Source organism: Thalassovita autumnalis (assembly GCF_001458255.1).
GTDB lineage: Bacteria > Pseudomonadota > Alphaproteobacteria > Rhodobacterales > Rhodobacteraceae > Thalassobius > Thalassobius autumnalis.
Genome location: NZ_CYSB01000038.1, coordinates 177,031 through 189,242 on the forward strand (window position 1 = coordinate 177,031; position 12,212 = coordinate 189,242).

Annotated in this window: 13 protein-coding genes; 9 read left to right on the forward strand and 4 right to left on the reverse strand. The window is 60.3% G+C overall.

Features of this window, described 5'->3' with window-relative positions; translation table 11 throughout:
• Positions 1–3: 3 nt before the first annotated feature.
• Together TL5118_RS15560 and TL5118_RS15565 are read right to left on the reverse strand one after the other, a co-directional pair.
• The gene (locus TL5118_RS15560) at positions 4–657 is read right to left on the reverse strand and encodes a ChrR family anti-sigma-E factor (protein ID WP_058244746.1); all 654 of its coding nucleotides are present in this window, start codon (positions 655–657) and stop codon (positions 4–6) included.
• Position 658: 1 nt separating this feature from the next.
• On the reverse strand, positions 659–1,174 hold the full coding sequence (locus TL5118_RS15565) for a sigma-70 family RNA polymerase sigma factor (RefSeq protein WP_082626404.1): 516 nt from the start codon (positions 1,172–1,174) through the stop codon (positions 659–661).
• 282 nt (positions 1,175–1,456) lie between these two features.
• On the opposite strand from TL5118_RS15565, the gene TL5118_RS15570 reads away from it, so the two are divergent.
• From TL5118_RS15570 to TL5118_RS15590, 5 genes are read left to right on the forward strand one after another with little or no spacing between them, the layout of a single operon-like run.
• Complete coding sequence (locus TL5118_RS15570) at positions 1,457–2,770, forward strand: NAD(P)/FAD-dependent oxidoreductase (protein ID WP_058260807.1); 1,314 nt, start codon at positions 1,457–1,459, stop codon at positions 2,768–2,770.
• 26 nt (positions 2,771–2,796) lie between these two features.
• Positions 2,797–3,546, forward strand: a complete 750-nt coding sequence (locus tag TL5118_RS15575; RefSeq protein ID WP_058244744.1) for a DUF1365 domain-containing protein — start codon at positions 2,797–2,799, stop codon at positions 3,544–3,546.
• A complete protein-coding gene (locus tag TL5118_RS15580; protein ID WP_058244743.1) occupies positions 3,547–4,704 on the forward strand; it encodes an SAM-dependent methyltransferase in 1,158 nt (385 codons plus the stop codon).
• A complete protein-coding gene (locus TL5118_RS15585) occupies positions 4,697–5,467 on the forward strand; it encodes an SDR family NAD(P)-dependent oxidoreductase (RefSeq protein ID WP_058244742.1) in 771 nt (256 codons plus the stop codon). Before TL5118_RS15580 ends, TL5118_RS15585 begins: the two co-directional genes overlap by 8 nt.
• 30 nt (positions 5,468–5,497) lie before the next feature.
• Positions 5,498–5,896, forward strand: coding sequence for a DUF2177 family protein (locus tag TL5118_RS15590; RefSeq protein WP_058244741.1), 399 nt, complete (start codon positions 5,498–5,500; stop codon positions 5,894–5,896).
• 17 nt (positions 5,897–5,913) lie between these two features.
• Here TL5118_RS15590 and TL5118_RS15595 read toward each other — a convergent pair whose 3' ends face one another.
• Entirely contained in the window at positions 5,914–6,444 is a 531-nt protein-coding gene (locus tag TL5118_RS15595) for a gluconokinase (protein ID WP_058244740.1), read from the reverse strand.
• Between the two features lie 358 nt (positions 6,445–6,802).
• On the opposite strand from TL5118_RS15595, the gene TL5118_RS15600 reads away from it, so the two are divergent.
• From TL5118_RS15600 to TL5118_RS15610, 3 genes are all read left to right on the forward strand, one after another.
• Positions 6,803–7,810 carry a glycine betaine ABC transporter substrate-binding protein gene (locus TL5118_RS15600; RefSeq protein ID WP_058244739.1) on the forward strand — a complete coding sequence of 336 codons (1,008 nt, stop codon included), beginning with the start codon at positions 6,803–6,805 and terminating at the stop codon, positions 7,808–7,810.
• A 198-nt stretch (positions 7,811–8,008) separates the two neighbouring features.
• A complete protein-coding gene (locus TL5118_RS15605; RefSeq protein ID WP_058244738.1) occupies positions 8,009–8,899 on the forward strand; it encodes an ABC transporter permease in 891 nt (296 codons plus the stop codon).
• Positions 8,892–9,917 (forward strand): quaternary amine ABC transporter ATP-binding protein, encoded by a 1,026-nt coding sequence (locus TL5118_RS15610; protein WP_058244737.1) that lies wholly within the window; start codon positions 8,892–8,894, stop codon positions 9,915–9,917. The genes TL5118_RS15605 and TL5118_RS15610 overlap by 8 nt, the downstream gene beginning before the upstream one ends.
• Before the next feature lie 48 nt (positions 9,918–9,965).
• Here the strand turns inward: TL5118_RS15610 and TL5118_RS15615 are convergent, their stop codons facing one another.
• Positions 9,966–10,910, reverse strand: a complete 945-nt coding sequence (locus TL5118_RS15615; protein ID WP_058244898.1) for a GlxA family transcriptional regulator — start codon at positions 10,908–10,910, stop codon at positions 9,966–9,968.
• 141 nt (positions 10,911–11,051) lie between these two features.
• Between TL5118_RS15615 and TL5118_RS15620 the strand changes: the two genes are divergently transcribed.
• Positions 11,052–12,212 carry an acyl-CoA dehydrogenase family protein gene (locus TL5118_RS15620; RefSeq protein WP_058244897.1) on the forward strand — a complete coding sequence of 387 codons (1,161 nt, stop codon included), beginning with the start codon at positions 11,052–11,054 and terminating at the stop codon, positions 12,210–12,212.

The following is a 12,212-nucleotide window of genomic DNA, read 5'->3' on the forward strand; positions in this document are numbered from 1 at the left end:
GGCTCAAATCCGGAAAATCGGCTGGAACAAGCGCGGCATGAATTCGTTGAACCGCAGCGGCGCATCCGTGGCTGCCAGACAGATGCAGGGATCGCCCGCATCCGCCACCGGTGTGTGATCCAGATCTTCGTCTGCCACTTCGATGTCACCGGGGCCAAAACGGCCGGTTTCGTCGCTAAAGCTGCCTTGCAGCACCAGCGTCAGCTCCATCCCGTTGTGGCCGTGGTCCGGAACCGCCTGTCCCGGCGGGATGTGCAGCAACCGCACCGAGCCGTGCGCATCGGCGCTGATGATGGCCTGTTTCATGCCCAGTCCCAGCGAGCGCCAGCGCGGGGGCTTGTTTTTCAGCGCCTCCATCAAAGGGCCGGGGTAAATGCCGTTGGCCGCAGCGGGTTTGGGCAGATCGCGCGGCAGGGCCGCCTCTGGCGCCATATCCAGCTTGGCAAAGATGTCTGATTTCACGCTGTCGCTCAGTGCAATGGCATCGGTGGCATCCAGCAGCGCACCGCCGATGGCCTGATGGCTTTCGTAGGCGGCACGGCAGGTTTCGCACATGGAGATGTGCGTGGCCACCACAAGCGAGAACACGGGCGATAGGCTACCGGAAGCGTAAGCAGCCAAAAGCGCGTCGGGGGTATGTTGGGTAATTGCGGTCATCTTAGCGCATTGCCTTGAGATCGTGGCGCAGTCGTTCCAGCCCAAGCCGGATGCGTGATTTGATCGTGCCAAGGGGCAGGCCTGTGGCCTTGCTGATGTCCTGATGGCTCAGCTCACCCAAGTAGGCTTTCTCGATCATTTCACGCTGGTTCGGCGCAAGGCGCGACAGCGCGTCTTTCAATTGAGTGGTTTCCTGCTGCACCGCGAGGATCTGGCTGGCGTCGGGTTCCAGGCCCGGCTCTTCCTTCAGCTCTTCGGGCACGGGGCGGCCCAGTTTACGATGCAGGTCGATTTGACGGTTGCGGGCGATTTGGTAGATCCACGCCGAAACCTGGGCCCGGTGCGGGTCAAACTGATCCGCCTTGTGCCAAACGGTCAACATGACGTCCTGCACAATTTCCTCCGCCTGCGCCGGATTGCAGCCAGAGCGGATCACAAACCCTTTCAGGCGTGGCGCAAAATGGTCAAACAAGCGCGCGAAGGCCGGTTTGTCGCGTTGATCGCGGACAGCCAACATCCACTGCGTTTCAGGTGCGATTTGCACCTCAGTCGCAGCGGGCTTTTGACAGCCGTCATCCCCTGGCGCTGACGTCACTTTCTTGCGCTCCCTGCGGGCCACCGAAGCCCCGAGCGTGGCACGGGGGCGAAGGGTGGCGATGTCTTCGTAACTTTTTGTCAGCATAGCCCTGTTACGGGACGTCTGAAAAGTTGGATCATTCTTTTTTCATTTAAGTGATCCGATGGCGTTGTTGAGGCGTAACACCCTCAAATAACTCAGGCAAACCTAACAGGAGATCTCATGTCGTTTGACGCTCTACCCGTTGTTCCGCAGCGCATCGCCGTGATTGGCGGCGGCATTTCCGGTCTCGCTTCGGCCTACCTGCTGGCGGGCCAGCATGAGGTGACCCTGTTCGAAGCAGCGCCGCGGCTGGGCGGGCATGCACGCACTATTCAGGCTGGGATCACTGGTCAGCAGCCGGTGGATACCGGGTTTATCGTTTTCAACTACGCCAACTATCCGCACCTGACCCGGATGTTTAAGGATCTGGATGTCCCGGTCTGCAAAAGCGACATGAGCTTTGGCGCCTCGATTAATGAGGGTGAGGTGGAATACGGGTTGCGCAACATCAAGGCCTTGCTGGCGCAGAAGCGCAACGTGTTGCGTCCCAGTTTTGTGCGGATGCTGCGCGATGTGATGCGCTTCAATGCCCGCGCTGAAGCATTGGCCGACAATGATGACAGCACCATCGCTGATTTGATGGCCGATCTGAACCTCGGGGATTGGTTCCAGCGGTACTACCTGATGCCGCTATGTGGCGCGATCTGGTCAACGCCGCCGTCTGAAATTCGCAGCTTCCCAGCCAAATCGCTGGTGCAGTTCTTCCGCAACCATGCCCTATTGTCGGCCAGCGGTCAGCACCAATGGTGGACGGTGGATGGCGGCAGCATCGAATATGTCACCCGGTTGGAACGTCACCTGACCCGCACCGGCGTGTCGCTGCGCAAGGCCACACCGGTTTCGGCCGTCAAACGGGATGGCATCGCCGCGACGGTTTTCGCCGATGGGATGGAGCCGGAACGGTTCGATCAGGTGATCTTTGCCTGCCATTCGGATCAGGCATTGCGCCTGCTGGCCAACCCCACGTCTGAGGAACAGGCGGTTCTGGGCGCGATGCGTTTCCAGGACAATCAGATGATCCTGCACCGTGACGTCAGCCAGATGCCTGAGCGCCGTGCGGTCTGGTCCTCCTGGGTGTACAAGGCCGATACCCGCCTGCCGGAGCCCAGCATTGGCGTCACCTATTGGATGAACCGGCTGCAAAACATTGATGAAAGTGATCCGCTGTTTGTCTCACTCAACCCGGCAACCCCGGTGCCGGATCACATGATTTACGATCAGACCGATTTCCGTCACCCGGTGTTTGACCGTGCGGCGCTGGCGGCGCAGCAGCAGTTGCGGCAGATGCAGAGGCAGAACCAGACCTGGTTCGCTGGCGCCTACACCCGCCATGGCTTCCACGAAGATGGCTTTGCCAGCGCTGTGCGTGTCGCGCGCGAACTGGCGCAGAACGCCCAGGCCGCGGGGCCAGAGCTGCGGGCACAATATGCATGAGTGCAGAGTACAAGAGTAACCAAGGTATGGACCAAGTTCAGCACATTCAAGGCGTGACCACCCACACCCGGCGCGGGGCGCATCGCAATGCCTTCCGCTACAGTGTCGACTTCCTTATGCTGGACCCGGAGGCAACAGGCCCAACGCCAAGGCTGTTCAGCCGCAACCGGTTCAATCTGGCGGCGGTGCATGACCGGGATCATGGCGGTGTTATTGGTGAAGGGCAGGGCGCCCCCTGGGCCCGTGAGGTGCTGGAACAACATGGGCTGACGACAGAGGTCACGCTAAGGCTGCTGACGCAGCCGCGTTGGCTGGGCTACGGGTTCAACCCGGTCAGTTTCTGGCTGGCCTATCACAATGACGATCTGCTGGCGGTGATTGCTGAGGTCTCCACCCCCTTCAACGACCGCCATTCTTACCTGTGTCACGCGGAGGACTTTGCGCCGATCACCCGCGAAACCCAGCTGAGCAAATCTAAACGACTGCATGTCTCGCCCTTTCAGGAGATTAAGGGCGGCTATGACTTCCGCTTTGATATCCGCCCCGATCAGATCGCCATCCAGATCCTGCACCGCAACGGTGAGGAGGGTGTGATGGCCACCCTTTCTGGGCAATGCCAGCCGCTGACCAATCGGGGCCTCATGCGGGCCAGCCTGCGCCGCCCGATGGGCGGTCTGCGCACCATGGCGCTGATCCATTGGCAGGCGCTGATCCTGAAACTCAAAGGCGCGCGCTACCGCACCCGCCCTACACCCCCAACACATGAGGTGTCTTGAATGCTGTTCCTAAGCAACCGTGTCAAAGCAGACTTTCTGGCAACCTGCGAACGGATCGACCGTGGCACCCTGCATCTGCGCACCCCTGAGGGGGAACGCTACACCTTCGGGGCAGGCGCGCCTGAGGCAGAGATGGACATCAAGGACTGGTCGGTTGTGACGACGATTGCCAGCAGGGGCGATATTGGTCTGGGCGAAACCTATGTGGCGGGCCTGTGGGAAACCCCCTCGATTGAGGTGCTGACCAAAGTGGCGCTGATGAACCTCGAACAGTTCACCGGCTATGCCTATGCCGGGTTCTGGCAGACGCTGAAATTCCGCGTGGTGGACCGGCTGCTGCGGGCAAACTCCCGCCGGGGTGCCGCGCGCAACATCAAAGCGCACTACGATGTCGGCAATGAATTCTACCAGCTGTGGCTGGATGACACGATGACCTATTCCTCAGCGCTGTTTGCGCCGGGCGATAATGACCTGTCCCGCGCACAGACCCGCAAATATGATCGGATCCTTGATCGTCTGGGCCAAGGCGAAAACATTCTGGAGATCGGCTGCGGTTGGGGCGGCTTTGCGGAACGTGCCGCAGAACAAGGGCGTCGTGTTACCGGGGTGACCATTTCACCCAGCCAGAAAGGCTATGCTGATGCCCGGCTTGATGGCCGCGCAGACATCCGGCTGCAAGATTACCGCGCGGTGCAGGGTCAGTTCGACAACATCGTGTCGATTGAGATGATTGAGGCGGTGGGCGAACGCTACTGGCCGACCTATTTTTCCACCCTGAAACAGCGTTTGGCGCAGGGCGGGCGCGCGGTCATTCAGGCGATCACCGTGCAGGATGATTACTTTGACACCTACCGCAACAGCTCGGACTACATCCGGCAATACACCTTTCCCGGCGGCATGCTGCTGAGCACACAAAAGATCACCGAACAGGCCCATCAGGCCGGTCTACAGGTGCGCGGCAGCCATGGCTTCGGCATCGATTACGCACGCACCTGCGCGATGTGGGATGAACGGCTGGTGGAACAGTCAAACCGGATCCGCCGCCTTGGCTATGACGAAGGTTTCCTGCGCAACTGGCGCTATTACCTTGGGATCTGCGCGGCCTCCTTCGCGGTGGGGCAGACCGATGTGGTGCAGGTGGAGCTGGCCCATGCCTGAAGGACGACGATCCGGCGGGCCTAACCCGCGCCGGTCCGAACGGATCTGGCTGATCGGTGCGTCTGAGGGCATCGGTGAGGCACTGGCGCGTGCCTATGCCGATCGCGGGGATAGCCTGATCCTGAGCGCGCGCACCGAAGCGCGGCTGCATGTGCTGGCGGAAACACTGCCCGGAAGTCACGATGTTTTGCCGTTGGATATTGGTGACGATCAATCAATCGCGCAGGCCCAGCTGGCAATGCGGTCGATCGGGCCGGTGGACCGGGTGATCAACATGGCGGCGCTTTATGATCCCGGTCAGGTGGAGGAGCTGGATTTGCAGCGGGCCTCTGACATTGTGCGTGTGAACCTGGTTGGCACACTGATGGTCGCGCGCGCGGCTGTGTCGGTGTTGCGACCGGCAGGTCAACTGGCGCTCTGTGGCAGTGTCGCGGGCTATTTTGGTCTGCCGCAGGGGCAGATCTATTCCGCCACCAAGGCGGCGGTGATCAATCTGGCGGAAAGCCTGCGGATTGAACTGTCCGGCCGCTTTGACGTGCGCCTGTTGTCGCCGGGGTTTGTTGACACCCGTCTGACCCAAAAAAACGCCTTTGCCATGCCCGGGCTGATGACACCCGAAGGTGCAGCGCAGGCGATTGTGCGCGGGCTGGATCGCCGCCCGTTCGAAGTACACTTTCCCCGCCGCCTGACCCTACCCCTGAAGCTGCTGCGCCTCCTGCCCTATGCGCTGGCGTTCCCCTTAACCCGTAGGTTACTGCGCTGAGCGCGGCTTGTTCTAAGAAAGAAGAGCCTCATGAATATCGTCTTCCTCTACCTAGCCACCGCGTTGATTTTCTTTGTGGTCGATGTGATCGGATTGAAGCTGTTCATCAAACCGGTGTTTGAACAACATGTGGGTCACCTCTTTGCCGAGGATTTCCGGCTGGGGGCGGCAGGGTTGTTCTATCTGGGCTATGTGGCCGGGATTGTCTGGTTCGTTTCACTGCCGGCCATGCGGGCTGATGATCCTTCGGCGGCGCTGATTGGGGGGATTTTGCTGGGGCTGATGGCCTATGGCACCTATGAGTTCACAAATTACGCCACGTTGAAGGACTGGACGATGCAGCAGGTGGTGCTGGACACCATTTGGGGGGCGGCGCTGACTGGCGTGGCGGCCTGGGGTGGCGTCAGCATGCTGCGCGCCATCGGTTAAAGCTTTAGGTTATTACGTTAGGTAAGTGCAGCGAGGCAGGCTGCGGTGACCTGTTCCAGATCGCCATCGATTGAAACAGTGACATGCGCCTCATCCGCTTGCGGCGTCTCCAGCGTGGCAAACTGACTGTCCAGCAGGCTGGTGGGCATGAAGTGGTTTTGCCGCGCCGCCATACGGGCGGCAATCACCGCCTGATTGCCGCTTAAGTGTAGAAACACGGCGTCCGGCAGTTGGGTGCGGATCAGATCACGGTAGCTGCGTTTCAGCGCTGAGCAGGCCGTGAACACTTGCTGGTCAGGGTGGGCAGCCTGCTGGTCGGCCACATGCAACGCCAGCGCCCGCAGCCAGGGTAGGCGCATCGCATCACTCAGTGGTTGGCCGGCCGCCATATGGGCCACATTTTCTGCCGGGTGCAGCGCGTCTGCTTCAACGTAGATCCCATTGCGCGCCGCGGCCAGAGCGGCGGCGATACTGCTTTTGCCGCAGCCGCTGACCCCCATCACAAACAGCGCCGGTCTGCCGGGGAAAACAGGGCTGGGATGAGGCATGGCGGGCCTTTCGGTTGGCTGCAGGAGTTGCCGCAAATGATTGCGCTAACAGATTGGCCTGTGCAAGCCTTAAACACAGCACAGGGTCACGGGCGCCGTGGGGCCATTGGTCACTGATATCAGATGATAAATCGTAAAACGTGAACTGGACGAAGCCTCTTCGCAGTTTACTTTGAATCCCACCTGTGGTCTGTTTGCGACATAGGCTCGGATTAATGTCGTTTTTGTTTCATTATTTGGTAACCGCTGTTTGGGTAAATTCTCCGAGCAAATCGCCTTCTCCGGGCGGTGCCGGATCGTGGTCGACGGGGCCATGGGCGGGGTCAACTTGAACAAAGTCTTTGGGAGAAATCTGAACATGAAGAAATTTGCAGCGCTCGGCGCAGTGAGCATGGGTGTGTCGTTGATGATGGGGGGCGCGGCAGCCGCAGAGTGTGGCAACGTCACCATCGCGGAATGGAACTGGGCCTCGGGTGAGCTGATGGCCAATGTCGATAAGATCATCCTCGAAGAGGGCTACGGATGCGAAGTGGATCTGATCCCCGGCGCCACCACCACCACCTTTGCGTCGATGAACGAAAAGGGCGAACCGGATGTGGCAGGCGAACTGTGGATCAACGCCGTGCGCGATCCGCTGGCCAAAGCCACCGAAGAGGGGCGCCTGCATTCCGTTGTAAACGGCCCGATCACCGGTCTGGGGGAAGGTTGGTGGGTGTCGCCCGCCTTTGTCGAAGCCCATCCTGAGCTGAACACCGTGGAGAAGGTTCTGGCGCGTCCCGATCTGTTCCCCTACGTCGAAGATGAAAGCAAAGGCGCCTTCCTGGGCTGCCCTGCCGGCTGGGGCTGTCAGCTGTCAAACGCCAACCTGTTCCGCGCCTTTGACATGGAAGACAAAGGCTGGACGCTGGTTGATCCGGGTTCCGCCGCGGGTCTGGACGGCTCGATCGCCAAAGCGGTTGAACGTGGTGAAAACTGGTTTGGCTACTACTGGGCGCCGACCGCGATGATCGGCAAGTACAACCTGACCCTGCTGGAATGGGAAACCGCTTGGGGTGGCTCGGAAAACTGGGACGGCTGCATCGTGAAGCCAGAACAGGAATGCCTGGACCCGCAGATGACCTCTTACACCGAATCTGAGGTGCATACCGTGGTCACCGACCGCTTCCTGAAAGAGGGTGGCGTGGCTGTTGATTACCTGAAGGAACGTGTGTTCCCCGGTGACGTCATGAACACCATGCTGGTTTACATGAACGAAAATCAGGCCACCGGTGGTGACGCGGCCTGGTACTTCCTGGAGACCTATCCTGAGATCTGGGAAGCCTGGGTCAGCGAAGACGCTGCAACCGGCATCAAAAAAGAACTGTGATCTGACGGATCATACCTAGAACGGGGGGCACAGGCCCCCCGTTCGCATGCCAAACCCACCGCCAAATCGATCGGGGGCGGCACATAAAGACCCCAAGCGGCCGATGGCCACGGGGCGTTCATCAAGGCCCGGGCCATAACGGCCCGCAAAAAGGGCCAGCTAACGGGCCATAAAGGCAAGACCGAAGGGAGGGGAACCATGTGGGAGTTCCTGACCGAGTTTCCGTCACTGGGACGGCGTGACCTCGCAGATTTCAAAAACACGATCGACAGTGCATTTCGCAATTTCTCGCGCGAATATGGCGAAGCACTGGAAGCATTCTTTTCACCGCTGCTGAAATTCCTCGTCTGGTTTGAGAAGCTGCTGCTGGCCACCCCCTGGCCGCTGATCATTGCCATTGTTGGCCTTCTGGCCTGGCTGGGCGCCCGCAGCTGGAAGGTGACCGCAGGCACAGTTGTTGCCTTTCTGGTGATCGGCTTCCTTGGCATGTGGGAAGATACCATGGCGACGTTGGCGATCATCTCGGTCGCGACGCTGCTGTGTATTCTGATCGGCATTCCCATCGGCATTCTGATGGCGCGTTCGGATCGGACGCAGGCGGCCATCACCCCTGTCTTGGATGTGATGCAGACCATTCCGTCCTTTGTTTACCTGATCCCGGTGGTGATGCTTCTGGGGATCGGCAAGGTGCCGGGGCTGCTGGCAGTGCTGATCTACGCCATCCCGCCGATTGTGCGCCTGACCAATCTTGGGATCCGTCTGGTCGACAAGGATGTGCTGGAGGCGGCTGATGCCTTTGGCGCCTCCCCACGGCAGAAACTCTTTGGTGTGCAGGTGCCGCTGGCGTTGCCCAATATTTTTGCCGGGGTGAACCAGACCATCATGATGGCGCTGTCCATGGTTGTGATCGCGTCGATGATCGGGGTGAAAGGGCTGGGCGTGCCGGTGCTGCGCGCCATCTCCAACCAATATCTGGCGCTGGGTCTGATGAATGGTCTGGCCATCGTGGCACTGGCCATCATTTTCGACCGTATTTCGCAAAGCTATGGCAAACGCCTGCAGGCACACCGGGGGCAGGGACATGGCTGATCCGAAAATCAAGATTGAAAACCTCTACAAGATCTTTGGCTCCAACCCGAAGAAACATCTGCCCAAGGTGCAGCAGGGCATGACCAAGGATGAACTGCTGGAGAAGCACAACCACGTGCTGGGGGTCGATGATGTCTCGCTTGATATCATGCCGCGGCAAATTCAGGTGGTGATGGGCCTGTCGGGGTCCGGCAAGTCGACGCTGATCCGCCATATCAACCGGTTGATCGAACCCACCGGCGGTTCGCTGTCGATCGATGGCGAAGATGTGCTGGCGATGAATGAGGACCAGCTGCGGGATCTGCGCCGGCATAAGATGTCGATGGTGTTTCAGAAGTTTGCGCTGCTGCCGCATCGCACGGTGCGCGAAAACGTCGGCTATGGTCTGGAGGTGCAGGGCGTTGAGGAGGGCGAGCGTGACCGCCGCAGTGCTCATTGGATCGATCGGGTGGGCCTGTCGGGCTATGAGGATAAGTTCCCCGGCCAGCTGTCCGGCGGCATGCAGCAACGTGTGGGCCTGGCCCGTGGTCTGGCAACGGATGCGGATATCCTGCTGATGGATGAGGCGTTCTCGGCGCTTGATCCGCTGATCCGGTTTGACATGCAGTCGATCCTGCTGGAACTGCAGGAAGAACTGCACAAAACCATCGTTTTCATCACCCATGATCTGGATGAGGCGCTGCGCCTTGGCGACAATATTGCCATTCTGCGCGATGGTGCCATGGTGCAGAAAGGTGACGCGCAGGAGATCGTGCTGAACCCGGCGGATGACTACATCCGTGACTTCATCAAGGACATCAACCGCGGCCGGGTGATCCAGCTGCGCGCCATCACCGAACCCTTGCCTCAGGGCATGACCGCCAACGGGGCACCGCAACTGGCGGGCAACACCGTGCTGGAGGACGCGCTGGCGCCGCTGTCTGAGGCGCCGGATCAGACCATCATGGTGACCGACAGCGCAGGGCAGGTGACCGGATCCGTCTCGCTGACCCGGGCCATTCAGGCGCTGCACACCTGAGGGCTGCTAAGTTGAAGTTAAGGGGGCCGTCCTGCGGGGGCGGCCCCTTTATTTGGCCAACTGCCGGGCCTGCCGGGGCGTGATCCCATATTCGGCGCCAAAGGCGCGGGCCATCGCCGTGGGGTCACGGTAGCCACAGCGCAGGGCGATCTCTGCCACGCTTTCGCGGGTCTGTTCCATCCTGCGACGTGCCTCTGCCAGGCGGATCCTGCGGTAGATCTTGCCGGGGCTGTCGCCGGTTTCGGCGCGGGCGATTTGTTCCAGCCGGCGTTGGCTGATCTGCAGGTGTTCGGCCACAGCGGCAATGCTCAGCGGTTCCTCAATATGACGGCGCATCAGCGCGGCTGCGGCGTGCAGCAGCTGATCGTCGGGCCAGCGCCGCAGCGGGTTCATCTGCGGATCCCGTTCGCCAAACATGAACAGCGCCGCCACCTCCAGTGCCAGCGTTGCGCCATGGTGGCGCTCAATCAGCTCCAGCATCATTTCCAGCGTGGTGGTGGCGCCGCCGCAGCTGGCGCGGGCGCCGTCAATCACCCAACGGGCATCGACCACATCCACCTCGGGGAAGGCCTCGGCCAGTTCGCCCAGCGTGTCCCAATGAGCGGTGGCGCGATAGCCGTTTAACAACCCCGCCGCCGCCAGCAACCAGGACCCGGTATCCAGTCCCGCCAGCATCTGAAACCGCCCCGCCGCCGCGCGCAGGCTGCGGCGCAGGTCCGGCGTGTCCAGCTGGTGATAGCCATAGCTGGGCATGATCAGCAGCGCCGCCCCCGCGGCCTCCCCCGTCAAGGGTTTGGGTTGCACTGGCAGCGCCGAGGAAGACTGCACCGTCTGGCTGCTGCGGCTGTAATAGGTCCAGTCATAAAGCGGGCGGCGGGCCAACGTATTGGCGGCGCGCAATGGTTCCACCGCATTGGCCAGACAGAGGTTTGAAAACCCCTCAAACAGCAGGATGCCGATGTGTTTTGTCGTGATGTCTTTCGGTTTTGGCACGGTATTTTGCAAAATCTGCAAGGTTGATGCGAAAACCCTGCGCTAGCGTGCGCGAAAAGACAACGTAAATCGCCGCGCGGCACGCCCGCCAGCGCGCCGTGACCAAAGGGGAAATCAATGCCGCAAGATCAGGCTATGGGGCTGAATTTTGGCCTCAGCGATGAGCAAGAGATGATCGTCTCAACCGTGCGCAGCTTTGTGGAAAATGAGATTTATCCGCATGAGGCGGAGGTTGAACGGACCGGGCAGGTGCCTTTGGAACTGGGCAATGCGATCAAGCAGAAATGCATCGATTTGGGGTTTTACGCCTGCAACTTCCCCGAAGAAGTTGGCGGCGCGGGCCTGAGCCATATGGATTTCACCCTGGTGGAACGTGAACTGGGCCGCGGATCGATGGCGCTGACCCATTTCTTTGGCCGCCCTCAGAACATCCTGATGGCCTGCGAAGGCGAGCAGCGCGAAAAATACCTGCTGCCAGCGGTGCGCGGCGAACGGATGGATGCGCTGGCGATGACGGAACCGGATGCGGGATCTGACGTGCGCGGCATGAAATGTCAGGCGGTGCGCGATGGCGGTGATTGGGTGATCAATGGATCCAAACACTTCATTTCGGGGGCGGAACACGCGGATTTCTTCATCGTATTTGTCGCCACCGGCGTGGATGACACCCCGCGCGGTCCGAAAAAACGGATCACCTGTTTTCTGGTCGATCGTGGTCATCCCGGCTTTGAGGTGCGCGATGGCTATAACTCGGTCAGCCATAAAGGATACAAAAACTATATCCTGACCTTTGATGACTGCCGGCTGCCCGATGCGCAGGTGTTGGGCGACGTGGACGGCGGTTTTGATGTGATGAACGAATGGCTTTACGCCACACGACTGACCGTTGCGGCCTTCTGTGTGGGCCGGGCGCGGCGCTGTTTCGATCACGCGCTGCAATACGCCACCGAGCGTAAACAGTTCGGCCAGCAGATCGCCAAGTTTCAGGGCATCAGCTTCCAGGTGGCTGATATGATCACCGAGATTGACGCGGCCGATTGGATGACCCTTTCGGGCGCATGGCGCCTGGATCAGGGGCTGCCGGCCAACCGCGAAATCGCCAGTGCCAAGCTTTATGCCAGTGAGATGCTGGCGCGGGTCACCGATACGACCTTGCAGATCTTTGGCGGCATGGGGCTGATGGATGACTTCCCGATTGAGAGGTTCTGGCGCGATGCGCGGGTAGAACGGATCTGGGATGGCACCAGTGAGATTCAACGTCACATCATCAGCCGGGATCTGTTCCGGCCCTTGGGGGCCTGA